This is a genomic window from Tabrizicola sp. (assembly GCF_031377265.1).
Lineage (GTDB): Bacteria > Pseudomonadota > Alphaproteobacteria > Rhodobacterales > Rhodobacteraceae > JAUYQR01.
Genome location: NZ_JANMET010000315.1, coordinates 1 through 25,176, shown reverse-complemented (window position 1 = coordinate 25,176; position 25,176 = coordinate 1). Strand labels below are relative to the sequence as shown.

At 58.9% G+C, this 25,176-nt stretch carries 18 protein-coding genes; 4 read left to right on the top strand and 14 right to left on the bottom strand.

Features of this window, described 5'->3' with window-relative positions:
• A partial coding sequence (locus RMO18_RS17220) for a glycosyltransferase (protein WP_309667568.1) occupies window positions 1-1,173 on the top strand: 1,173 nt, incomplete at its 5' end.
• Here RMO18_RS17220 and RMO18_RS17215 read toward each other — a convergent pair.
• The 5 genes from RMO18_RS17215 to RMO18_RS17195 all read right to left on the bottom strand — a co-directional run bounded on the left by RMO18_RS17215 (window position 1,165) and on the right by RMO18_RS17195 (window position 6,363).
• The gene (locus RMO18_RS17215) at window positions 1,165-2,253 is read right to left on the bottom strand and encodes a hypothetical protein (RefSeq protein ID WP_405054102.1); all 1,089 of its coding nucleotides are present in this window, start codon (window positions 2,251-2,253) and stop codon (window positions 1,165-1,167) included. The two genes, RMO18_RS17220 and RMO18_RS17215, sit on opposite strands and share 9 nt — an antisense overlap.
• A 181-nt stretch (window positions 2,254-2,434) precedes the next feature.
• On the bottom strand, window positions 2,435-3,538 hold the full coding sequence (locus RMO18_RS17210; RefSeq protein WP_309667567.1) for a glycosyltransferase: 1,104 nt from the start codon (window positions 3,536-3,538) through the stop codon (window positions 2,435-2,437).
• A 15-nt stretch (window positions 3,539-3,553) separates the two neighbouring features.
• Window positions 3,554-4,315 carry a glycosyltransferase family 25 protein gene (locus RMO18_RS17205; protein WP_309667566.1) on the bottom strand — a complete coding sequence of 254 codons (762 nt, stop codon included), beginning with the start codon at window positions 4,313-4,315 and terminating at the stop codon, window positions 3,554-3,556.
• A 108-nt stretch (window positions 4,316-4,423) separates the two neighbouring features.
• Window positions 4,424-5,338: a DUF535 family protein gene (locus RMO18_RS17200; RefSeq protein ID WP_309667564.1), complete on the bottom strand. Its 915-nt coding sequence runs from the start codon at window positions 5,336-5,338 to the stop codon at window positions 4,424-4,426.
• A gap of 23 nt (window positions 5,339-5,361) precedes the next feature.
• Window positions 5,362-6,363: a glycosyltransferase family A protein gene (locus RMO18_RS17195; protein WP_309667563.1), complete on the bottom strand. Its 1,002-nt coding sequence runs from the start codon at window positions 6,361-6,363 to the stop codon at window positions 5,362-5,364.
• 44 nt (window positions 6,364-6,407) lie between these two features.
• On the opposite strand from RMO18_RS17195, the gene RMO18_RS17190 reads away from it, so the two are divergent.
• Complete coding sequence (locus RMO18_RS17190; protein WP_309667562.1) at window positions 6,408-8,033, top strand: hypothetical protein; 1,626 nt, start codon at window positions 6,408-6,410, stop codon at window positions 8,031-8,033.
• On the top strand, window positions 8,030-9,256 hold the full coding sequence (locus RMO18_RS17185; protein WP_309667560.1) for a glycosyltransferase family 4 protein: 1,227 nt from the start codon (window positions 8,030-8,032) through the stop codon (window positions 9,254-9,256). Before RMO18_RS17190 ends, RMO18_RS17185 begins: the two co-directional genes overlap by 4 nt.
• Window positions 9,257-9,279: 23 nt before the next feature.
• Here the strand turns inward: RMO18_RS17185 and RMO18_RS17180 are convergent, their stop codons facing one another.
• From RMO18_RS17180 to RMO18_RS17150, 7 genes are all read right to left on the bottom strand, one after another.
• Window positions 9,280-10,218, bottom strand: coding sequence for a 2OG-Fe(II) oxygenase (locus RMO18_RS17180; RefSeq protein ID WP_309667559.1), 939 nt, complete (start codon window positions 10,216-10,218; stop codon window positions 9,280-9,282).
• A gap of 158 nt (window positions 10,219-10,376) precedes the next feature.
• Window positions 10,377-11,318 (bottom strand): glycosyltransferase, encoded by a 942-nt coding sequence (locus RMO18_RS17175; protein ID WP_309667558.1) that lies wholly within the window; start codon window positions 11,316-11,318, stop codon window positions 10,377-10,379.
• Window positions 11,319-11,507: 189 nt separating this feature from the next.
• Window positions 11,508-13,304 carry an ABC transporter ATP-binding protein gene (locus tag RMO18_RS17170; RefSeq protein WP_309667557.1) on the bottom strand — a complete coding sequence of 599 codons (1,797 nt, stop codon included), beginning with the start codon at window positions 13,302-13,304 and terminating at the stop codon, window positions 11,508-11,510.
• A 143-nt stretch (window positions 13,305-13,447) separates the two neighbouring features.
• On the bottom strand, window positions 13,448-16,360 hold the full coding sequence (locus RMO18_RS17165; RefSeq protein WP_309667555.1) for an Ig-like domain-containing protein: 2,913 nt from the start codon (window positions 16,358-16,360) through the stop codon (window positions 13,448-13,450).
• A 755-nt stretch (window positions 16,361-17,115) separates the two neighbouring features.
• Window positions 17,116-17,808 carry a sugar transferase gene (locus RMO18_RS17160; protein WP_309667554.1) on the bottom strand — a complete coding sequence of 231 codons (693 nt, stop codon included), beginning with the start codon at window positions 17,806-17,808 and terminating at the stop codon, window positions 17,116-17,118.
• A gap of 543 nt (window positions 17,809-18,351) precedes the next feature.
• Window positions 18,352-18,870 (bottom strand): isopropylmalate isomerase, encoded by a 519-nt coding sequence (locus RMO18_RS17155; RefSeq protein WP_309667553.1) that lies wholly within the window; start codon window positions 18,868-18,870, stop codon window positions 18,352-18,354.
• Between the two features lie 196 nt (window positions 18,871-19,066).
• On the bottom strand, window positions 19,067-20,503 hold the full coding sequence (locus tag RMO18_RS17150; protein WP_309667552.1) for a mannose-1-phosphate guanylyltransferase/mannose-6-phosphate isomerase: 1,437 nt from the start codon (window positions 20,501-20,503) through the stop codon (window positions 19,067-19,069).
• 350 nt (window positions 20,504-20,853) lie between these two features.
• Here RMO18_RS17150 and RMO18_RS17145 point away from each other — a divergent pair, with 350 nt between their 5' ends.
• A complete protein-coding gene (locus RMO18_RS17145) occupies window positions 20,854-22,182 on the top strand; it encodes a dienelactone hydrolase (protein WP_309667551.1) in 1,329 nt (442 codons plus the stop codon).
• Between the two features lie 48 nt (window positions 22,183-22,230).
• Here the strand turns inward: RMO18_RS17145 and gyrB are convergent, their stop codons facing one another.
• On the bottom strand, window positions 22,231-24,681 hold the full coding sequence (gene gyrB / locus RMO18_RS17140; RefSeq protein ID WP_309667549.1) for a DNA topoisomerase (ATP-hydrolyzing) subunit B: 2,451 nt from the start codon (window positions 24,679-24,681) through the stop codon (window positions 22,231-22,233).
• An 80-nt stretch (window positions 24,682-24,761) separates the two neighbouring features.
• A partial coding sequence (locus RMO18_RS17135) for a LysE family transporter (RefSeq protein ID WP_309667546.1) occupies window positions 24,762-25,176 on the bottom strand: 415 nt, incomplete at its 5' end.

Below are 25,176 nucleotides of genomic sequence, written 5' to 3'. Positions count from 1 at the left end.
TTGCGGGCGGAGGGCCTGCAGGTGCTGACCTGCTCGATCCGCAAGCCCGACGCTTTGGAGTTTCGTGGCGAAGAAGAGATGCGCGCGCGCGCCGAGACCTTCTATGTGCTGGCTGCGGCGCGAAATCCGCTGCGCGTAGTCGTTGCCCATGCCCGAGCGTTTGCGCGCGCGCCGCGGGTTTGGTTTTCGACACTGGGATTGGCGCTGCGGACACGGTCACCGGGGGTGAAGGCGCTGCTTTGGCAGCTGTTCTACTTTGTAGAAGCTGGCGTGCTGAGCGAACACCTGCGGAGCAAGGGGGTTCACCACCTGCACAACCACTTTGGCAATTCCAGTTGTTCGGTTGCGATGTTGACCTCGGCTTTGTCAGGCATCCCGTTCAGCTTTACCGAACATGGGCCAGCGATCTTCTTCGAAGCCGAGCGTTGGGCGTTGGGAGAAAAGATCGCGCGCGCGCGGTTCGTGGTGGCGATCAGTCATTTCTGCCGCGCGCAGCTGATGCTGTTCAGCAACCCGAAGGATTGGGCGAAAATCACCATCGTGCACTGCGGGATCAGTCCTTTGACTTACGGTCGCGCCCCGCGCAAAGCGTTTGGCAAGCGGGTTATCTTTGTCGGCCGTCTGGATCCGGTGAAGGGCGCGCCCCTGCTTGTCGAGGCTTTTGCGCGGAATTTGCCGCAGTATCCGGATGCGCATCTGACAATTGTCGGCGACGGCGTGGCGCGGCGTGCGGTTGAGGCGAAGGCGGCGGAACTGGGACTTGGCACCGCCATTACCTTTGCCGGTTTTCGGACGCAGGCCGAGGTTGCGGCGCTATTGGAGACCGCCGACATGCTGGTGCTTCCGTCTTTTGCCGAGGGTGTGCCCGTGGTCTTGATGGAAGCGATGGCGAGCCGCATCCCGGTGATCGCAACGCGTGTGGCAGGCGTACAGGAGTTGGTCGAGGACGGCGTGGCGGGATACACAGTTCCACCGGGTGACGTTGCCATGCTGAGCGAACGGATGGCACGGCTGATGAGCGACCCTGATGCTTCGCGGGCAATGGGCGAGGCCGGGCGGCATATTGTCGAAGCCGAGTTTGATATCGCGAAGGAAGGCGCATGGCTTGCCGAGATCTTTCGAAACGGTGGCGCGCACGGGCGGCTCAGACCAATGGACAGAACGCTAGACTAAGCCCGCACTTAGCGCGAGCAGTCGGTCCAACATGCGGAACACTTCGTCAGGGTCAATGTGGAAGCTGGTCGCATCCTTTTTGCCAATGACGATCCCGTAAGTCATACCCAAAAGAGACGCCCAGTGCCGCATCGGATTATAGAACCGTTCGGGCGGCTGAAGGATCAGAAGCGACCCACCGTCTGCCAGATTATAGATGCTATGGCTGGCCTGGCTGCCCTCGATCGTGATGATGACCTTGGCATCAAGCATGCCCTCGATGCCGTTGCCGGGTTCGATCACGTCGACACCGGCTTTGCGCATTGCGGCCTCGAAGGAGACGGCGTTCGACATGTTGCGCTTTTCGCCAAGATTGCCTCGGCCCAGATAGACGATTTTGCCGCCAGCCTGCGTAGGAACCGCCCGGCGCAGACGCCCACGCAAGCTTCGCATGTGGTTGGCCTTGGCGGAGTTATAGTTCAGATCACGCCAGACGGTCAGTTCGCCCACACGCGCGAACTTCGTCACGTTCCAGTTCTGCCCGAAAGCGTGTTGGTAGAATTTCCGGTCTGGCCAGTCGGGAAGCGCCATCGACAAAAGCGCCGGGGCATCCTTGACCGCCTCATAGTGGGAACAGTCATCCCGCAGCCAATGGCCGAAATAGGACATCCCCTGCTCGGAATTCAGCAGGGTGGCGCGGTCGTATACGGCCAGTTGGGAAAGCATGCTCTTTATCTTTGACATCTTCTGAAAGATGTAGCGGGACCGGCCAGCAATGACCGTGCCACCGATCAAGATGCTTTCACCCAAGTCGTACCGTTCGGCTGGCATTCCAGTGAAGCTGGTGGCCTGAAGGCGTGTGATTTCGCCGTTGAGATCCGCGCCAAACCCGCAGCCGAGTACCCGGCTCAGTTGATCAGGTTCGAAGAGGGCCGGCCGACAGGTAAAGCTTTCCACCTCGCCGACCAGCACGGGCGGGGGAAGTGGATCGAAGGCTGTCCGACCAAGACGGTGATCAAGCACGGCACGCATGCGACGGGCAGCGACATTCATCCGCGTTCCGATAGATGTCAGTAAATCCGGACGGGACTGCTGCATCAATGGCCCGACTCAATCACTTGGTTGTTCCCAAAAAAACAAAGCGGCCCAATCGAGACCCTGTAAGATCTGAGGGCCTAGATCAGGCTTGATACAGCTTCAAGAATTGTGCTGCGAGAATGACTTGAAGGCAAGGGTACCGGTCAACAAATCCACCTTCCTTTACACGTCCGTTCCATATTCTTCACGAAACCGCCACAGCCCTTTGCGGGGCGGAGATGTTCTGTGCCAGCCAGCGGTCCCATTCCGGGTCGGTCAATGCCAGTGCCCGATTCTCGAGCATTGCCAGGAACACCGCAGCGATCCGCCGAGAGCCACTATCATGCGACAACCATGTCCGTGCAAAGGCCCGCCGCGCATCAGCCGAAGTGTCGAGATCGGGCGCATCGTGCGCCTTCAGCACCTGCAGAATCGCTTCGGACGCCGCCGCTGCATCACCGATTGGTACGGCCGTTCCAAATGCATCGCTGGGGAAATACTCCCGAAGCACCTCGGTTTTGGAATAGATCTGCGGAATGCCCAGATGCATGGCGGTCACAACGGTAATGTGCCCGGCGCCACGGCTGCCGTCGCGCAAGAGCGTGACATTTGCGGCAGCGTTGCGGATGCAACTGATACAGTCGGCCATCGGCAAGTCGCGGTAGATCTTCAGCCCCTTCTCTAGCGCCGGATCGAGGTGCATGTACCCCGGCACAACAGCGATGCCAGCAATGCCAGCACGCTGGACGGCATCGGCAAAGGTCTCAAGATCCCGGTTGTTGCGGCCGATCATGCAGACGAAGGGCTTTGCTTCGCTGTCGAAACGGTCACTGTCAGTTAGCGGAAGGTCAAACCCCCAATGGCCGAAACAGAAACGACCCACTGGCAGGTGGTGGAGTTCGGTGAAGAATTCGGCCTCCTTGGTCGAATGTACGACGATAGCCGAAGACCTTGCGAAGATCCGATCAATCAGGCGCTGGATAACAGAGTGGCGCGAGACAATGGGGCGAGCCGAGAGGTTCATCCCGAGAACCAGATGCGGCGCGCGGCTCCGGGTCAGAATCAGCGCGAGGTTGACAAGGAAAGCGCGTCGATACTCGTTCGAAACCACGACGTCGGGCGTGCGGGTCAGAATGGTGCGGAAGATGCGGAAGGCTATCGCAACCCAACCGGCACCGCCGGTGACATGGGTTTCAAATCGGAACAGGCTTGGGTCAAGCGACCCGGCGTAGGCGGGTGGTTCGTGGGAGACGGCCATGGTTTCGCCAGCGATGAAATCAAAGCAGAGCTTCTGCGTAGGGCGCGTCATCAAAAAATGATCCTTTCAGGCATCAGCCCCACGGTTTGCGCGCTGGCGCACTTGCGAGCGAGCCCGGCGCAGACTTGATGCCAGACTGCGCACGACGGGCCAACGGTCGAACCACCGCAGCGCATGAATATCCGTGCGCGACGGGCGCTGAACGCCAAGTTCCGGCACCGTGGCCAAGGTTGTATAGTGTGGGTGATCCTTGCGGAACCAAGCGAGGGCGCCGTCATAGTGCATCAGTCCACCGTCGGGATGGCCGGGCGGTCTGGTCAGGATCGCCTCAAGATACCGCACAAGATCGCCAATCGCGGCACCGCGGACGGCGTAGAAATGAGCACAAACGATGCCATGGTCGGGCGCGACCCTGACGAGCCCTGGCGCGACAAGCTCGCCGGGCGGTGCGCTATCGTAGCCGCCATAGAAGATGTTCCAGGACCGGGACTTCAACTGCGAGCCGACTTCGGAAAAACGCGACAGCGCGCCGGGCACGAAATCGAGATCGTCCTCGCAGATCAGGACCGAGTCCTGCCCTTGCGACAGGGCTTGGCGCAAGACGGAAAGGTGGCTGAGAAAGCAGCCGCGCGTCCCGATTGTTGGAAACCCATCCGCCGCATCTGGGCGGATTGCCGGAAAGAGGCTTGCCTTCGGGTGATCGAGCGACAGGCCGATCCGGGCCAGCTGTTCTGCGAATTCGTCGCGCCGATCCGTTCGATTGGGAAGGTTGATCACGACCAAGGGCCCAACCGCGGACAGAAATTCTTCGGTACGCGCATCAGTCATTGCGCCCATCCTTGCGGGGCCAAGCGAAGGCAATAATCACCACGCTGGCCCGGAAAAGCGGAGCAAGCGGCCAAGTGATTGCGGTGGGCGGTCAGCATGCCGTCTTCCTCAACTGTCTGCAAAGCGCACTGGGCGCATCGCGGGCAGATTGGCGGCGATTTCCGCTTCGAGCGCGTCAAGAAACTCAAATCTGCGGCGATACATCGGGCGTTTCCCGGGCTTCAAAGTCGCCAGATCCCGACGTGCCGGCAGTACTGGCAGCTCGAAGAAATCCGGGCTGACGGAAATGCCGCCGCGATCTTGCCAAATGGTGTCGTAGTTCTGGCTGTTCGACAGCTTGTTCCGGAAATAGGGATGCCGTTGGTGGCGCGCAGATTCGGAAACGGCGTGCAAGATCTCGACGTTCAATTGACGGCACAGGATCCGGCATGCTTCGATCAGAAAGTCGCGTGGGCGCAAACCATGCAGCTCTTTTGTCAGGTCGCGGTAGGTATCAAGCATGTCTTCGCGGTTTCGCCCCTGCACCCCGCCGATGGTTGCGCTGAGACGACCATCCGGCATACGAAACAGCGAAAACGCGACGGAAAACGCGCGAAAGCTGCCCAGAAACAGGCTCATCGTCAAACCGCCTTCGCGCAGGAACCATTCTGGTTGATCGATAACCAGCATCATGCCTTCTTGAAGATCATCTAGCTTGGCAAGGATCAGACGCTCGTCAACCGAAAAGCGGAACGACGCGCCAAGATCGTCAAGTGCTAAGTAATGGCCGATGATCCGGCTCAGACGGTCATGGACCCCCCAGTTGGCGCATTGGTAGGGCCAAACCAGTGCGCCAAGCAGTTGCGGTCGTTCGGCCATGATGCGTTCCAACGCGGTACCGGGCGCAGGGTTGAGCATCTTGCCGACAAGGTCACGCTCCCCAAGACCCGCCAGGACGAAACGCCCCTGCGAAGCGAGCGTTCCCGGCGTATTGCCAGGCTGGATCTTTCGAGCCGCAGAAATGAGTGTCGTCACCAGCGTCATCGTCATTAGGCCAATCTGATGTCTTACTTGTATTCAATCAGTTCAACGGGCCGATGAAACATTCGGCCATAGTGATATTCTAGCACACCTATCGCTTCGGGTACCTTGCCAAGTGTCAGGAAAAAGCCGCGCTCGTTGCCAAAACGGCGCATCAAACGCAGGGCCTGCGCAGGATAGGCCAACAGAAGGAGGGCCGACCATGGCGATAAGGCCATCCCGATGATTGACACAACAGGCAAGCCGACACCCCAGACCAGGGCACGGCGGGTTTCTGCAACCCAGTGGCATTCGGGTGGCGCTCCGTGCAGGGCCGCACCCTCGGCATAGGCATAGCCTGCACGGCGGCTGCGACGGAACCACTGCTTTGCACGCGTCATCGCGGCATCGTGCAATGTCATCTCGTCAGCGATTCGCCAGATTTGCCAGCCTTCGGCACGAAGCCGCAGGCAAAGCTCTGGTTCCTCGCCGGCAATGAGGTTGGGTTTATAGCCACCAACAGCGCAGATCACTTGCGCGCGCATCAATGCATCACCACCACAGGCCTTGGTCTGGCCAACCGGTGTATCCCATTCGGCGTCGCAAAGTCTGTTCCAGACCGAAGCCTCTGGGAAACGTTCGCGCCGCCGACCACAGACCACGGCGGCCTTAGGGTAGGCGCGCAGAAAGTCGCGGGACGTCTCGATCCAGCCGTATTGCAGGACACAGTCGCCATCAATGAATTGTACGAAGTCGACCCCTTCCCCGGCCATCAGCGCCTGCAACCCCTCGTTCCGGGCGCGGGCAGCGGTGAAAGGCAGGGTCAAATCAAGTTCGACCACCTCGGCACCAGCCGCGCGGGCCACTGTCACGCTGCCATCGGTTGATCCGGAATCAACATAGACAACGCGGGCGATCACAGGTGGCAAGGATTGAAGGCAGGCAACCAGCCGCGCGCCTTCGTTCCGCCCGATCACGACAGCGCCAATTCGGACGTCCGATGGATGACGTTCATCTGCTTTTGATGGAATCAGGGACTTGGGCGTCATGGTTGCCAGAAAGCACGAAAGCGAAAGGCATCCTAGCGTGAGGTTTGGGCCGAATCGCGACCGGCAATGTTTTCGGCCCGATCCAACCAGCAGCATTTTCCTTTGTGCCCGGACAGGCTAGAAAGAGTCACCTCCGCTGCTGTCAAACAAGGTTCTGGATGCCGAACGCATTTGCCTACGTGATGATCTTCAGCTGGCCCTTGGTGGCGCTGGTTCTGTTTCGGACGCTACCGCTGCACAAGGCATTGATCTGGACGATTATTGGCGGCCATCTGATTTTGCCAACATCGGCGGGTCTCAAGCTGCCGATGCTGCCAATGCTGGACAAGTCGCTGATCCCAAGCCTAAGCGCGCTGGTCCTGTGTTTGATTTACGCACCGCGCCCGGCCAACGGAACGCCGGTCGCCCAGATCCGCATCAAGTGGGTGATCTACGGGCTGCTTACACTGCTTTTTGTCGCGCCCATCATGACTGTCTTGCAAAACCCCGATCCGATCATCGTGGGGCCGCGCTACATTCAAGGGCTTCGCCTTTATGACGCCTTTTCAATGATTTCCAGCATCGCCGTGCATGTGTTGCCGTTCTTTCTTGGCTTACGTTATCTAAACACCCGCGAAGCACACCAGTCGCTGTTGCAAGCTTTCGTTGCAGCCGCGCTGGTCTACACGCTGCCTGCGCTTTTCGAGATCAGGATGAGCCCGCAGCTGAACAACTGGATCTACGGTTTCTTTCCGAGTGAGTTCATCCAGCACATCCGGGCAGGAGGCTTTCGACCTGTCGTGTTTCTTAACCACGGCCTGATGCTGGGCATCTTCCTTTGCCTCGCGACCCTTTCGGCGCTGGTGCTTTGGAGAGAGGCCTTGCGTCAGGGAAAGACCGCGTCGGGCTGGATTTTTGCCGTGGTGTGGCTGATTGGCACGCTGTTCTTGTCGAAAAACTTCGGGGCACTGGCGATTGCGGTCAGTCTTTCGATGTTGGTCACCTTGGGAAGCAGGAGACTGCAGGTTTCCGTGTCAGTCGCCATCGCCGTGACCGTCCTTTTGTATCCGATGCTTCGCGGGGCGGGATGGATACCCGTCCAATCGGTCTACGAGATTTCCGCTTCAATGAGCCCGGAACGTGCGGAATCGCTCAAATTCCGGTTCGACAATGAGGATGCGCTACTGGGCCATGCAAACGAAAAGCCGGTGTTTGGTTGGGGGAGCTGGGGTAGGAACCAGCTTTATGAGGCCGAGAGCGGCAAGATGACCACCGTCACTGACGGCGTCTGGATCATTCTGATCGGGACCTATGGATGGGTTGGCTACATTGCCCATTTCGGCCTGCTTTGTTTGCCCATCATGTTCTTCGCGCGGCGTTATCGTCAGTTTGGCCCATCAATAATCACACCGGGGCTGATGGTCGTGCTGAGCGCGAACCTGATTGATCTTTTGCCGAATGCCGGTCTCGTCAACCACGTCTGGCTTATGGCCGGAGCGATGGCCGGCTTTGTCATCTGGCGTCCCAAGAATGACGAGGAGGGTGCAGTTGCGACGTCGTCACCCCACCGGCAATGGGGAGCGACGCTCGGCGCGGCAACCCCCGGCCCGTCATGGTTGATGGCAAGTCAGCAGGTGTCGGAACAGAGGGTCCGCCGAAAGGCTGGCGGTCGCCGGGGACAGACACGATGATCGCGCCATCTTTGGCGAAGGATGCTGCGCCGATGGTTCCCTTGAGGATCGGGCTGGTTACCCCGGCTTGGCCCGGGACCAACACGGCAAATGGTATCGCGACCGCTGTGGCCCAGATCGCGATGGGGCTGGAAGCCTGCGGGCACGAGGTCACCATCATCACGCATGCAGTCGACGGGCCGAGTGATCATCCACGTGTGGTGACTTTGCCACCACATCGCATGTCTTTGGCGGAAAAGCTTTTGATGCGGTTTGATCCGGCGGTGGCAATCAATCGAACGGTGGCGAGGCGGCTTGTGGTGGCAGTGCACGAGGCCAGCCGGTTGCATGGCGTCGAAGTTGTGGTGATGGAGGAAACGCAAGGCTGGGCCGGCGCCGTCAGCAAGCGGATCCGGATCCCGCTGGTGGTGACGCTGCATGGCCCTTGGTGGGTGCACAAGGCGCTTCAGGGGCCTGGCCATGAGAAGGCAAGCGCCCGGCGCGAGGCACGCGAGGCTGCAGGGCTGCGCCTTGCCGATGGGATCACGGCACCGTCGCTGGACACATTGGAGCGAACGAGGGCGGCCTGGGGGCTACCGGACGTTCCCGCAACGGTTATCCCCAACCCGGTCTTGCCGCCCGCCGAAGCTGTGGTGCTGGATGCCGCGCGGATAATGCGTATTTTGTTCGTGGGTCGGTTTGATCTGATCAAGGGTGGCGACGTTGTGATCAATGCCTTTGCGCTGATCGCGCAACAACATGCCTCTTGCCGATTGACCTTTGCCGGCCCCGACAACGGAGTTCTGCTGCCTGATGGCCGCCGCGTGACCCTAGCCGAGACGCTGGCGCGCCTGCCCGATGAGTTGCGCGCACGAATTGATGTTTGCGGCAAGCAGTCTCGTGAGGAGGTAGCTGCACACCGGTTGAACCATGGGATTTCTATTGTTGCTTCACGCTATGAGACATTTGGCGGCACCTTGGTCGAAGCAATGGCTGCGGGCTCGGCCGTTGTGTGTACACGTGTTGGCGGCTGCCAGGAAAACATAACAGACGGGGAAACCGGCCTGCTTGTCCCGCCGGAAGATCCGAAAGCCTTGGCGGATGCATGTTTACGCCTGCTTCACGACACCGATCTTGCGCAGAGGCTCGGCAAGGCGGCGCGTGCCCATGTGGGAGCCGTTCTTTCGCCAAAGACCGTTGCCACGCAATTGGCCGCGTTTCTGACACCCATTTGCCGGCGCTGACCTAGCGCCACTGCACGCGGTTGTCAGATTCCAATCCGGCGAAGATGGTGGCCGATGCGGCGATACAGAACCGGAGGCAGGAAATTCTGAAGCGCTGCGTGCCGGGCTTCCTGGCGGTCTTCCTGGTCGGACGTGCCGGGGCGCGGCTTGAAGAGTGTCGAGTGCGACTTGCGCGTCGAATCCCAAGTGGCGGTGTAGTAGTACAGCGCGATCGACATGCGCGGCTCGCCATCCGGTTGGGCGACCGGCTCTGGGTTGCCATGCCATGTCTCGGACCCGGTGTTGAAGCAAACCATGCGATTGAACAGCGGCACGAAGCTTGCGACCTTTTCGGTCATGCCGGTGTTCCAGATCTCGAAGGACCCACCCCACTCCTCGCGCCAATCCTTGTTCAGGTAGATTAGGACGTTGATGCGCCGCTCAAGGTTCAGCTTGCCGTGATGGTTAAAGTCAGCGTGGATGTCGAGGTGGCCGCCATTCGCGACGACATGGATCCCGCCGCCAGCAAAGTAAGGGTCGGGGATCAAACCGTCGATCCCGGTCAGTTCTTCCAGAAACGCCAGAAACGCGCGTGAGTTCAGGGCGTAGAACAGGCTGCGTGTGTAAAATGCCAGACGTTCTGGCTGGTACGACGTCTTCTGCTTTTCCTGCGGGCGATTGAAGATGGTTTCAGCCTCTGGCAGCTGGCGGAGTTCTTCGCGCACCCGCTCCAGAATCTCGGGCGGCAGAAAGTCATCAAAGCAACCATGCGGGTAAGGTTTTTGCGCTCGATACGCCTCGGCGGCGGACCGGCCGGCCTCGCGCGCTTCTTCCATCGGAATGACAAGGGCTTGGGGGTCAATCGACAGGACTGGTGTTGACATAACGTTCCTCGCAGGACTGAAAAATTGTACCGGCACCAAGTTTATAACGGGAATGAAGGAGGAAAAATCAAGAAATTGAAGGGGAAATGCCGCAATCAACAGATTTCAAGCGGTCAGTTAGCCGATAAGTTGATTGGACAAGCCGAAGTTCGCCCAATTCCGACCCTTGGTTCGACGGCTTTGACGGGTGGACATTCCTTGGGGTTGCGACTTTGCAGTAGTTTACAACTGCTGAATGTCGCTAACACTCGGATACCTCAATCCGGGGCAGTGTTTTGTGCGCCACCGGGCGGACGCTTGAACGCACCGACAACCAGCAGCCGCCAACTGGCGGGCTGATTCGGTGCTTCGCGCAGCGCTCGCAACGCGAAATGACGCCAGGACTGCCGCCGCCCTGCACCCCAGGCAATCCAGCCGAACTGTATCGTTCTGCGCCAACTTGCACGCTGCAGCGGTTCACCATTTGGCGCTGGCGCGCTTTCATGGGGGTCAATTTCCAGCCCTCGCCGGGTCTTTGCAGCATTCAACGCGCGCCATGCGTCGCGGACTTGCAGCGGGTGATAAAGACTGCTGAGGCTGGAACCAACCAGCCGATACCGCGCGACGGCTTGCGGCAGGTTCGCCAGTTTGCCGACTTCGCCCAGCCTCAACCACAAGTCAAAATCCTCGGCATATGCGAAGTCGTGATCGTAACCGCCGACTTTCTGCAGCGCGTTGCGTCGCATCATCACCGTCGTATGTGCCATTCTGCAGTCGAGCTGCAGGTGCCGCGCTTCAATGTCTTCATGGTTCAGCACCGTATGGACGGGGCCTATGACGAGCCCGTCTTCTTCCATCCATTCGATCTGACCACCGACCAGAACGTGGTCCGGATGCGCGTCAAGAAACTGCACCTGAAGTTCCAGACGGGCCGGAAGACTGACATCATCCGCGTCCTGAACTGCCACGTATTCTCCCTGCGATGCGTCGATCAATTTGTTTCGGGTGACCGCCGCACCACAGTTGGTAGAAGTCGTCACCCTAATCCGCGGGTCTTTTGCTTCATAGCTGCGGGCAATTTCGAGGGTGTTGTCGGTGCTTCCATCATCGTGGATCAGAAGTTCAAAATCCGTGAGCGACTGGGAAAGGCAGCTTTCAATCGCCTCTGAAATGAACCGACCGGCATTATACGCTGGCATTGAAATGGATACTCTCGGCATTTCTCTCTCCTACAAGCGAGGCGAACCTTCAATTTTTCATTGCCAATGCTAGCAGATTTGGATCGTCTTAAGCAACGCGGACCACAGCGGGTTGAAACTCTGGATGGCCTTCGCGACAGAGAATGCCCGTGACCGTTTGGCCTTAGACTGCCTTCATTCCGAACTTCATTCCGAAGGCTCGCACGTGCTTCAATGCCCAACGGCCAACTTGCGGAAGGCCTCGTTGCCAGCCAACAGCTCATCATAGGTGCCGTGCGCAACGATCCGGCCACGCTCCATCAGAAAGATCGTGTCACAGTCCTTCACCGTGGTCAGGCGGTGCGCGATAAGGATGATCGTCTTGTCAGAGCGGATGTTCTGGACCGCCTCCATCACGACACGTTCAGTGATATTGTCGAGCGCAGACGTCGCTTCGTCCATGATAAGCAGCGTCGGGTCGCGGTAAAGCGCGCGGGCGATGCCGATCCGTTGGCGTTGTCCGCCCGACAACCGCACGCCCCTTTCGCCAACGATCGTGTCATAGCCTTTTGCCAGTTCGGTAACGACAAAGTCGTGCAGTGCTGCGTTGCGCGCAGCACGCTCGACCGCCGCCATATCGATCCGATCCTTTGGCACTCCAAAAGCGATGTTGGCTGCAATCGTATCATCGGTCAGGAATATTGCCTGCGGAACGTAGCCCAGCGTCTTTTGCCAACCGCGCAGATTGGCGCTTGTGACGGGGGTGCCGTCTACACTGATGTCTCCGCTGTCCGGGGTTAGCAGCCCAAGGATTAGGTCGACAAGCGTGGTCTTGCCGGCACCAGTGCCACCGACGATTCCCACCGTACTGCGGGCGCGGATCTTCATATCAAGTTCCGAAATCGCGGTGCGTCCGGCCGTAGCGTAGCCAAAACTGATTTGCGAAAGCTCCAGCACGTGTTCAAGCGGTAGGGCTGCCGCTGGCGCAATCGACGGGCGCGGCGTCTGGATCGCGGCCGCATAGTCGACGGTGATCGCGTCCAGCGACGAGCGCGCCCCGCGCATTGTGGCCAGCGCGCCGTAGATCTGCTGCAGGGCCGGAAGCAGCCGCATCACCGAGAACGCAAAGATACCAAGGGTCGGGACGGTCCCGGCGATCTCACCGCCACTGCGCAGAAGCAGCAAAAGAATAAGCGCGAGAAGCGTGCCAAACGTTATTGCCTCAAGCGCAAATCGCGGCAGCTCGGAGATGATTCCGATTGTTGCGTTTGAGCGGGCGCTGCGATTGGCCGCGGTCCTGTAAAGGTCCGAATAAGCTTCCTCCAAACCCAAGAGTTTGACGTCCTTTATGCCGCCCGTCGCCTCTTGGGATACACGAAAGCGTTCACCGTAGGCCTGCATCAGATTCTCGCCCGCGCGACGCAACCTCTCTCGCTGGTGAATGTATATTACTGCGTAGCTGCCGCCGATCAGGCCGGCAGACAAAAGCGTGACGTAAGGGTCGACGAAGAAAAGCAAACCGATGATCGACAAGACCAACAAGATGCCGGCCAAAAGCTTGAGTGCGGGTGCGATGACGCGGCCGACCAGACTGTCGACCTCATTGAGGACGTTCTTGCTGATCTCGGAACTGTTGCGTTCAAGGAACCATGCGTAGGGTTGATGCAGGTAAGCACCCAAGAGCCGGCTGGAAATCGAGTAGCCACGCATCGCTGAATAGCGAATGACAGCGTAGCTTCCTGCAGCCTTGATCGCGAGACCAAAGACCACCACGCCCATGACAGCGGTCGCGAGCGCGACCTGAAAGCTGAAGTTGCTTTGAAAGCCGAGCAAATCGTAAGCGAATGCCATGGCCTTGGTTTCTTGCACGAATTTGGGGTCCGCGAGAACCTTGAGAAGCACCAGAACGGAAGAGATGCCGATGATCTCGACCATGGCTACGAGTACCATGATCGCAGCCAGAATCCAGAATCGCCGCCGTTCCCTGGCGTCAAACAGCGAGAATATCTTTCTGTAAACTTCAAACACCCGCAGACTCCGTCACGGTTACACGGTCATCATTGCGATGTTGATCTAACATGGAAAGGGCTGATGGCCATCTTTTCCATAGCAAGGAATACCAAGTTGCATGATTCCAGGACGATTCCTCGTCTTTTGCGAAGTGAGTATCTTCAGGGCGCAAAAACCTCGACCTTTACCTGGCCGGGCGCATAGTTGCCCATGTCGTCACCTGCCCAATAGGTGAAGCTGTCGGCGCCAACAAACCCGAGATTCGGCCTGTAAAGCAGTGCCCCGTTCGGTTGCAGGTAAACGTCACCGTGGCCAGGGTCAGTGAACCCTTCCACCGCAAGCCTCCCGCTTTCTGGATCGCTGTCATTGGCCAGTACGTCGATCTCAAATTCCTGTCCTTCGGTCAGCTGAAGACTGTCGTTTTCAGTGGTTGGGATGAGATTGCCGGAATCAAAACGGCCATGGCTTTTGGCGCCTTCGCCCTGCAATTCGGCATCCGACATGTCCAAGGTGACAACGTAGCTACGTTTCATCAAACTGCCCGTCGCGCGGTCTGCCAGCAGATCGGGGATGCGCGCGATCTTTCGGCCATCTGGCAAAGTGTAGTAGCCGACTGCGCGGAGAAGATCGGATGTTTCCCAACGGTAGATTGTCTGTTGATCCCCTGCCTTCTGACGCGGCGTCTTGCCAATAGAGTCGGTCTTTGTAGCAAGCAGAACGAGGTCCTGGTTTGGCCCGATCGTTACCTCTGGCTGCTCAACATCGAACCGCCCGGCAACCAGATCGTTCGACGCGAGGATTTGATGCTTTGCGGGCGAAAAGCCGACATAATCTGTTTCCACGTCATTCATTTTGACATCAATCATGATGTAGCCAACATCGCTGTCAGGAACCTGGAAAGTGTAATCCTGGTTCATGTTTACGCCGACGGGAAAGCCGGTGACCGTCATCCGGTTCACTACAATGTCGAACGCATTGGTGCCGAAGTAAAAGCCGGTGTCCGCTTTGAAGAAACCATCCCGGTAGGTTCCGATAAGATCAAAGTCCAAGAAGGTGTAGTGACCGGTGTAACTGATATCCACGCCTTTGCGTGTTTCCCAGTTCAAAAAGCCGTCCAGCACGGAACGCACATCGTGGCCCTGCTCGGAGTTTGCCTTGATCACCATGAGACCAATTTCCGTCCCGAAAGCCTCGTTATCCCGAAAGCCCTGGATCGGCGGTTTGTCGACTTCCATTTGCGGCTTGCCATAGGCAATCTCGGGGTGATCAAGCACTGCCGCGAGAGGGCCGGTTGGAGCCGAGCGGTGCATCCAGACGAACCCATGCGTCGTGTTGACGGCCACGTTTTCCGCAGCCTCGACCAACCGTCCTGCGAAGAAGAACCCATCGCCGGTACGCCCGTTGTCGTGACGTTCCAGCCCGGATTTCGCGGGGACGTCGCCCCAATCAAAACCCACGGCGCGGATGGCCATGTTGCGCAACCAGATGCCAGTCTCGTCGCCATCTTCGGCGGCGAAGGCAGCGCCAAAGACGTCGAAGGCCACGTTGTCGATGAAATCCGCATTCGACGAATGGTGCACGAAACCCCAGCCGGGTGAGCCGGAAACCGTATTGCCGATGGCGATTGCGGGATGTTGCAGGTCAGTCGTCCCGGTCTTGTGAAAGTGGAACGGGTAGCGACCCTTTACATTGCTGTTGGCCAGGACCTGCGGCAAGGCACCGACGTCGGACGCCTCTCTCGATTTATCGGTGCGGCCAAGTTCTTTGAACGCCGCATAGCGCACGTCCACATCATCGTTGTGCATGAACATCACATGGCCACGCTGGTGCACGGGCGTCGCATAGCCCCCTTGGCTGGCAAACGTAATGTTGCGCGTCATGTTCGCCACATAGGCGAAAAGGTCTTTCCGGGGTGTGAAGTGGTTATAGCGAAGCGGTCTGTCGAAAGAAACCTGGTCGCCGTCCAGAGCCGTGATCGTGACCACTTCATCCTGGCTTTCGTGGTGCAAAATCTTGCCAGCATCGTTGTCCCAGGCCCAGCCTTCCTTGCGGGTGCCGGAGACTATGATCGTATCACCAACGCGCCATCCTTCCGGCACCTTCGCCAACTTGATCGCGCGGTCACCCCGCTTCGGGGCCTCCGCGACTTTGAGGAATGCGGTCTTTATCGCACCGTGGATACGGACCTTCCCGTGCGAGATGATGCCACGCGACAATAGCCTCGGATCCCAAGCCGTCGCGATATCGCCGTTGTTTGAAATCAAGATCTCGGCCCGGACATCCGGTTGCACGGGGTTCTTGATGCTGCCGATTTCAAGCAATCCGCTGGGCGAGATGACCATCGTGTCGGCAATCAATCTGGTGTCTGCGTCGGTGGCAAAGTGCAGCGCGCCGTCAACCCGCAGCGTCATTAGCGAGGCGTCGCCCTGCCCATCATAAGTGACCGACACGCCTTCGGGGATCAGAGCCTTGGCGTTGCTATCAGGGACGTGCCCTTGGTACCAAGTCGAAGGGTCAAACCAGCTTCCGCTGGCGACTGCGACATGCGTGGCCGCTGACCGGGGAACAAGGGCCACGACGGCGGCGTGTTCTAACGCAGCGGCGGCATCGTTGGTGTGGGCCGGTTTATCGGGATCGGCCATCACTGCTTGTACGAAAGCCTCGACCTCGGCATCCGTAACAGGCAGCGGACGGATCGCGGCACTGTCCTGTTCCCCATCGTTGCCGCCCGAACTTCCGTCGCGACGGCTGCTGGTTGACCTGCTCGTGCCAGGTTTACTCACGTCAGGGCCATCAAAGGGGTGGAGGTCGTTTCTGGGCTCCACGAGAAAGTTCCCCTTTTGGTCGAGCGGTGCATTGAAAGGCAGGGCGACGGGCTCCTTTGCGTTACAGGTCAGGCACAATGGTCGCTGGATGATCATCTGCTGAGCGCCAAGAGCCAGAAAGCCGTCGACCATACCGCGCGACACTTGGCCGAAAAATATGAGCGTCGCCGCGAGTAAAGCCGCGCGCAACTGCACGCTGATAGGGAAAGTACGAAGAGTCTGGGTTTGGTGCTGCACGGTGTCTTTCATTGAAATAAGCGCTGTCGCTCTGGGGCGCCGCTATGCGGGATTTCAGTCCGCGCACTCTCATCGCAATCACGCCCTATTTTTGCCACGAATGCGAGAGAATCTTCTTCCAAAAACAACCAATGCGAATGTTGGGAAGGATGGAGAAGATGTTGGTAGGGCTGTTGATCGGATCGATCCTGACGGGTGCGTTTGCAACTTCGGTGGCTTTGGCAGCTGGACTTCCGATTTGGGTGGCGATTCTTGCTTACCCGTTTGGTGGGGCAGCTGGACTTCTGCTCAGCAGTGCCCTGTTGGGTCTTCGATCGGCAAACACTCACCACCATTCTTCTCTGCTCGCGGTCCAGGTGTCGACGCTTGGGCATACCACCCGAGACTGAGTGCTGAACCCGCCCAAGCATCGGCAAGATTCCGTTAGTAATTGCCCTGTAGCCTAGGCGAGCTTCCGCCACATGTGCCACAGAATGCGCTTTAATGACTCTGCTGCTGGTCAAATTGGGGCCAAGGTCGAATAGCAGAAGATTGCGCCGCACGAATCGTAGACGCTGGTTGCTTTCTGAGGGGATTGAGATGTTGCTTGGCGCTCTTTTCATCGCGATCATCTCAGGTGCATGCGTTTCCGCAGTGCTGTTCTTTCATTCTTGGCCCATCTGGATCGTCCTGATGTCCTATCCGGTCACCGGAACCGCTGTGCTTCTATCGGGGCTATTCTTGGGCAGTCTGATCAAGGGGCTAGGGCCAGAAATATCCGGTTTGGGTCAGAGCCCCGTGCCACGAAGTACGACGCCCACGGTCGCCACAAGTAATCTGAGGTCGGTCGCCCACGACAACTCGCGCTCATAGGTCGTGTCGAACTCTGCGCGCTGTGCAAAGGTCGAATTGTTCCTGTCGGACACCTGCCAAAGCCCGGTCAATCCGGGGCGCAGCAGGAAATACGCGCTGCCGGCGTAAATCGAGCGCTGCTCCTGCATCATCGGACGCGGGCCTACCAAACTCATGTCGCCCTTCAGCACATTCCAAAGCTGAGGAAGTTCGTCAAGCGAGCTTTTGCGAAGGAATTGACCAAGCGGTGTGATCCTGGGGTCCTTAGAAAGCTTCTGATAGGCTTCCCACTCGCGCCGGGCCATCTCGTTGCCCGAAAGGTGCGCTGTCAGGCGGGCATCTGCGTCCGGGATCATTGTGCGAAGTTTCCACAAGGTGAAAATCCGACCGCCCCGCCCGACACGCTTTTGCGTGTAGAACGGCGAATGACCGTCAAGAGCAATCAGAGCGGCCAGCGAGCCAACCGTCAGCGCGATGATCGGCAGGGCGAGAAGCACGACGAAGATATCCAGTGCACGTTTCAGCACCAAACGGTATAACCCGTCCGCCTTTGGCATCGACCAGGCTGGAACTTGCGGGACCTGAAGACGATCGAAGTCCGAAACAGTATCTTTAACTTGTAAATCCATTCGCAAACCCTCCCGCGCGGCGGCCAAAATCGAAATGCACGCCAACCGGCAAGCCGTATGAAAGACGCACTCGATAACCCGGTGCCAACGCGATCAAACGACTGGTGATCACCTTGCTAAGAATTCTACCATCTGACTATGAACACAGCAATGCGTTCGCCTGACGCCCGTCGCGCAAAAAGTTCTTATTTTCATTGCCTTACATCTCCCGGTTGTGTGTCTCCAGAAGCCACACTGGTGCCCGTGAAGCAGCTTGGTCGGCATCTGGAGCAAGTCTACAAAATGGCAGATGCCTTTTTCTTGCCGTATTTCAAACAGCTTTCGTCATGACTTAATGTGCCGCCGCCAGCGCGTCGGACGGCCGCTGAAGCCGCCGTTGGGACAAGAGGTGAACACCCAGAAAGCATTGTTCATCCTGAAGAAACGATGAATTTTCTATGAACGGTAACTTGTGCTGCCGATTTCTTGGGCGCTCGGCCCGATTCAGTCACCAAAACCGATTGACCTCGGGTGCAAATGATTCGGGGACGGCCCCAAAGACCCTCAGGTCCGGCTTGGCGCGAATCCGCGCAGTGCTGCAGCGATGACTAGAAGCGGTCCGAACAGCTCCAGCACCCAGTTGATCCGAACGCCGCCAATCCAGGTGTTGATCAGCGCATCCATATGGTGAAAACTTGCAGCGCGCGTCACCACGAAGATTGTAACGAACCCAAGTCCGAGAAGTGCGATCCCGGTCCGTGCCAGTGTTTCACGAAGAAGCAGGCCGGTCGCAAGCAACCCGGCCGCACCCACCCCTATTGCCACCAGAATGAACATTCGCTGAATAGCCCGCCGGTCCTCATACCAACCTTGCGCCAACGCATCGCATCGACCAACAGCCGTAAGGAACGACTGCAGGTCGAGTTGCTTGTTGATTCCGAGCAGAACAAGCAGCACCGCTGCCAAGGACCAGAACGCCCTTTCGCGGAGCGCGGTGCGATCTGGAAACCAGCCCCTCGCCGCCATTGCCGCGGCAGCCCCGGCCGCAATCAGATAGACACCGACGGTGACCCAGCCCACCACGGAGGGGTCGCCTAGTCCGGGTATCCAAAGAGTGAAAACGCAATCAAAAAGCGAGGTCAAAGACTGCTCCATCCGATCCACACCTACCCGAGAGTGGCGCAGGGCTGTCTATATGTTCTGCGCGCGCGATGCCAAGCCATGCGGACTGAACGATTGGAACGCGGTGTGTGGACCTTACCGGCGTCCGGTTCTTTCTTTAGCCCTTAGCTCCTCCGCCGCGCGAATAGATGTCCTCATATCGAATGATGTCATCCTCACCGAGGTAGGCTCCGGTCTGGATTTCGATAAGCACCATCGGCACCTTTCCGGGGTTTTCCAACCGGTGCCTTGCGCCTAGGGGCACATAGACAGACTCGTTTTCGGCCATCAGCTTAACCTCGCCCTCGACCGTGACACGCGCTGTTCCAGACACTACGATCCAGTGTTCGGCCCGGTGGACATGGCTCTGCAGACTAAGTGCTGCACCCGGGTGGACGACGATTCGCTTTACCTGGAAGCGGTCTCCAAGCACCAGCGTCTCGAACCAGCCCCACGGACGGTGATCGCGGGGGAATATCTCGGCCTGCCGGGTACTCTTGGCTTTCAGCAGCGCAACTGCGTCTTTCACCTCCTGCGCTCGGGACCTGTCTGCAACGAGCACCGCGTCAGGCATCGCAACAACCATGACGTCCCTGAGGCCGATGCCAACAACGTGGAGCGCCTCAGACTCGGACCGGATCAGACTGTCCTCGCAGTCGATCATGGTCACTGGGCCGCGTGTGGCAATTCCACCCTCTCCCGCCCCGTCACGCCAAACTGCGTTCCAATCACCCATGTCTGACCAAGCGCCTTCAAAGGGCACAACTTCCAGATTGGTGGCCTTTTCCATGACCGCATAGTCGACGGACACGGCCCGCGCTTTGGACCAAGGCTCGGTGGCTAGTCGCAGGAAACCCAAGTCTGGGCGCGCGCTACCAACCGCTTCGCCAACGGGGTCGATCAGATCTGGCGCATGGGCAAGGAATGCCGCAATCAGCGTCTCAGCGGACATCAGGAATATCCCCGCATTCCAAAGATACCGACCTTCCTTCAGCATCGCATCGGCCCGTGGCAGATCTGGCTTTTCCACAAAGCGGATCAACGGCAGCGGCGCTGCGCCCTGCGGACTTGCGGCAAGTTCCAGCCAACCGTAGCCCGTTTCCGGCCGATCCGGGCGAATGCCAAAGGTGACAATCATTCCGGCTTCGGCACGCGGGACTCCAGCGGCCACGGCGGCCCGGAAGGCGGCCAGATCGGGGATATCATGGTCGGTCGGCATCACCAGCATCAACGCGTCCGGCTCGATTGCGGCAAGATACTGTGCCGCTGCGAGGATTGCAGGCCCGGTGTTGCGCGCCTCTGGTTCAATAAGCACGGCACCGGGATCAATACCCGCTGCGGCCAGCTGCTCAGTCACGATGAACCTGAAGTCGGAGTTCGTGATGACGATGGGTTTGGCGACCCCTGTTGCACCATGCATTCGGGCGGCGGCTACCTGGAAAAGCGTACGTTCGCCCAAAAGCGGAACAAACTGCTTTGGAAAGCTCTTGCGCGACAAGGGCCAGAGGCGCGTGCCCGAGCCGCCACTTAGCAAGATGGGATGAAGGGTGGGCATTGATGATTCCAGAGCTGTGCGAGGAAGCGCTCAGATTAGGCTCGCGCTTGACGGTCAATCTTGCGGGAAGGAGGGCGTAACACAAGTGAGCATGCTACGCTGCGCATAGGCGAAGGAACAATTGGCAAAGCCCAGACGTGTATCCGGGGGGATCGCAGGATTGGCGCGGGTGTTGCTGCATCTCAGGTCAGTTCCGAGGGATAGCACCCCCACGCAGTGTTCGGAGTTGGATGAACCTGACTTAGCGGCAGGAATTTGTAGCTGAAGATCCGATTTGGTTCGCCCTGTGGTTGAATGCGCGTTAGATGTAGGCAGCGGTCCAGAACGTCCTGAAGCAGGAGAGAATCGCGATGATGAAACCACTTGCGGCAGCGATAGTGCTTGCCACGGCTGGGGCTGGACTTGCGCAAGACGTGGCGTCGCATGACAACCGGATTGATCTGATCCGGTCAGATGCGCCAGAACTGGCCGCGGCCGGGCCACTTGCTGTGGGGGTGCAGACGCTGGAGGTGGTCAATCCGGATCAGTTGGACATCGTAAACGTGACCGGCCCTGACGCGATGCCGCGCTATGACCGGCCACTGGTTGTAGAAGTCTGGTATCCGGCACAGGGTGCACCGGCAGTGGCGGGCAGCCAGGCGTATGAGGGCGTGTTGATCCGCGATGGCAAGCGGAGGGTGGCGTTGCACGGTTCGGCGCTGCGAGACGCGCCGCCGGATGTGGCGGGCGGGCCTTACCCCCTTATCCTAATCTCGCATGGTTATCCGGGGAACCGGTACCTGATGGCGCATCTGGGCGAGAATTTGGCCAGCAAGGGCTACGTGACTGTCTCGATCGACCACACTGACAGCACTTACGATAATCCGGCGGCTTTTGGCAGCACGCTGGTCAACCGGCCTCTGGACCAGTTGTTCGTGCTGAACCAGATCGACGCACTGTCGAAGACGGAAGGGTCGTTCCTGACCGGGTTGGTCGATGCCGGGAACACCGGGCTGATCGGCTATTCGATGGGGGGTTATGGTGCAGTGATCGTTGCAGGTGGCGGCGTGACCGAGGCTAGCACCAAATATGACTGGGGCGCGCCGGCTGGAACGCTGTTGATGCATCAGGACGGCACCGATAGCCAGCGGGCGCTGCCCGACCCCCGGATCAAGGCGGTTGTGGCCTTTGCGCCATGGGGGCGGAACACCGGGTTCTGGGATGCGGCGGGGCTGGCCAACATCCGGACGCCGATGCTTTTGATCGCGGGCAGCAAGGACGATGTGTCGCTTTACGAAGGTGGCACACGGATGATCTTTGAAGAGGCGGTGAATTCCGACCGGTATCTGCTGACGTTCATCGGGGCAAACCACAACGCAGGCGCACCGATGCCTGCACCGGTAGAGGCTTGGGAACCCGCCGAGGGCCTCGATTTCATCCCCGCCGAGCATTACTCGGACGCGGTCTGGGATAGTGTTCGGATGAACAATGTCGCGCAGCATTTTACCACCGCCTACTTCGGCAAGCTGCTTAAGGGCGATGCCGGGATGGACCGCTATCTGGCGCTGGTAGAGATGGCGGAGGATGGCGTGGCCGACCGCGACGAAGCGGGCAAACCCACAGCCGCCGACACGTACTGGGCAGGCTTTCCGTTGCGCAGTGCGATTGGCCTACGGCTGGAGCACCGGTCGGCGCCCTGAGCCGGGCCGAGGATCGCACCTCGGCCCACCGCTTCAAAAGTCTGGGCTTCAGAAATCCAGATGCTTCACGTCCAGCGCGTTGTCCTGGATGAATGCCCGCCGCGGCTCGACCACATCGCCCATCAGTTTGGTGAAGATGTCATCCGCTTCGGCCAGGTCATCAACCTTCACCTGCAGCAGTGTACGGGCCTCAGGATCGAGCGTGGTTTCCCAAAGCTGTTCGGGGTTCATTTCACCCAAGCCCTTGTAGCGCTGCAGAGAAAGGCCCTTTTCACCCTCAGTCAGGATGGACTTCAAGAGGTCGATCGGGCCGTGGATGATCTGCTCGCGGTCCTTGCGGACAAGCTGGCCAGGGTGGCGATAGGTGTCGCGGTGCTGACCTGCTGCGGCGGCAAGCCTGCGCGCCTCGCCCGAGCGCAGCACAGCACCGTCAAGATTGCGAAGCTCTTCGACCCCCCGCAGGACGCGCGAAAGGCGGATGCCGCTTTCCTGCGTGATCCTACCGGTCCAGCCGCGTTCGTATTCTGCAGCCACAAGGTTCAACCGTTTGGCAACGGTATCGGCCACGGCCTGCAAGTCAGCATCAGCGCTGCCATGATCGAAGGCACCGGCCAAGGCAGCCTGTTCCAGAATGGCGCGTGGGTAATGCGTCGGGAACGCGTCCAGCACCCGGCGAAACTGGCGCGCGCCTTCCAGCACACGCGCAAGGTCGTTGCCCGCAATTTCAGTGCCATCGGCCAGCCGCAACACGGCGCCTTCCAGCCCCATTTCGACAAGGTAGTCATCCAGCGCGGGCTGATCCTTCAGATAGACCTCGGACTTACCACGTGCCACTTTGTACAGCGGCGGCTGCGCGATGTAGAGGTAGCCGCCTTCGATAAGCTGGGGCATCTGACGGAAGAAGAACGTCAGCAGCAGCGTACGTATATGTGCGCCGTCGACGTCGGCGTCGGTCATAATGACAACCTTGTGGTAGCGCAGTTTCTTGATGTCAAACTCGTCGCGGCCAATGCCGGTACCAAGGGCGGTGATCAGGGTGCCGATTTCCTGGCTGCCCAGCATCCGGTCAAAGCGCGCGCGCTCCACGTTCAAGATCTTGCCGCGCAGGGGCAGAACGGCCTGATTGGCACGCGAGCGGCCCTGTTTGGCCGAGCCTCCTGCGCTATCACCCTCTACCAGAAAGATTTCGGACTTGGCGGGATCACGCTCCTGACAATCGGCGAGTTTGCCCGGCAATGACGCCACATCCAGCGCGGTCTTGCGGCGGGTAAGTTCGCGCGCTTTGCGGGCCGCTTCGCGGGCCAGGGCCGCCTCAATGATCTTGCTAACAATGCTGCGGGCCGGGCCGGGATTTTCTTCAAACCATTCGGCCAGCTTTTCGTTCACCAAATTCTCGACCGCCGGCCGCACTTCGGACGACACCAGTTTGTCCTTGGTCTGGCTGGAAAACTTCGGATCGGGCACCTTGACGGACAGAACGCAGGTCAGACCTTCGCGTGCATCGTCGCCGGTAAAGTCGATCTTTTCCTTCTTCGCGATCCCGGTCGATTGCGCGTAGGCGTTGATCGACCGCGTCAGCGCACCACGGAAACCAGCCAGATGGGTACCACCATCGCGTTGCGGAATATTGTTTGTGAACGGAAGTACCATTTCGTTGTAGGTATCATTCCACCACATCGCAACCTCGACCACGATACCGGCCCGCTCACCGATCATGTAGATTGGTTCCGCAACTACCGGGGTTTTGGAGCGATCAAGATACTTGACGAATTCGCGCACACCACCTTCGTAGAAAAGTTCGGTCCGAAGCGGTTCGGCGTGACGTTCGTCTTGCAGAATGATCTGCACGCCAGAGTTCAGAAAGGCCAGCTCTCGAAGGCGCGTTTCCAGGATCTTGAACTGGTAGTCGAGGTTTGAGAACGTTCCTTCAGGAATGTTCGACTTTGCCGACGCAAGAAAGCGCACTTCGGTCCCGCGCTCACCGGGCGCGGGACCAACCTCGTGCACATGCACCACACAGTCGCCATGTTCAAACCGCGCGCGGTATTCCTTGTCATTGCGCCAGACGCGCAGTTCCAGCCACTCGCTCAGCGCGTTAACCACCGAAACGCCGACGCCGTGCAAACCACCTGAGACCTTGTAGGCGTTGCCGCCCTCGTCGGTGTTGTTGAATTTTCCGCCTGCGTGCAACTGCGTCATGATGACTTCGGCGGCAGAAACGCCCTCTTCCTGGTGGATATCGACCGGGATGCCCCGGCCATTGTCACGCACCGAAACGCTGTCATCGGCGTGGATTATCACGGTTACGGCCGTGGCGTGACCGGCCAGCGCCTCGTCAATGCCATTGTCGACAACCTCATACACCATGTGGTGCAAACCCGACCCATCGTCGGTGTCGCCAATATACATGCCAGGGCGCTTGCGAACCGCCTCTAACCCTTTGAGAACTTTGATGGAATCGGCGCCGTATTCGGCAAGATTTTTGGCTGGTTCAGCCATGCGTCAGGAACCCCTAATGTTACCTGCAACTTATAGCGTCCGCAGGGGGAATTGTCACCCCTTTGACACAAGATTTAGGGTCAAGTGAAGGGGATCGCACATCCGACGCCAATCAGCAGAATGCCCGATATGATGTTCAGGCGGCGCATCGCTTCGGGGCTCGACATAAGGCGGCGAGCGCGGTCCAGAAACAGCGCTAGGCCCAAGTTACCAAGCATCGGAATCAGGATGGACACGAAAAGGATTGCCGCAATGTCCACGGGGGTAACGCGGGTCAGGTCGAAAAATCCGGGCAGAACGCCCATGTAAAACAGGATCGCCTTAGGGTTACCGATCACGGCGGCGACGCCGACGGCAAAGCCCGCCCAAACGCCTGGCCGCGTCATGCGGCTGTCGGCAGATAGATTGGTTGCCGGCTTGCGTATGAGCATAAGGCCCATCAGCAGAAAGATACCAGAAGCAATCCACTTAAATGCCTCGAGAAAGCCTCCGTAA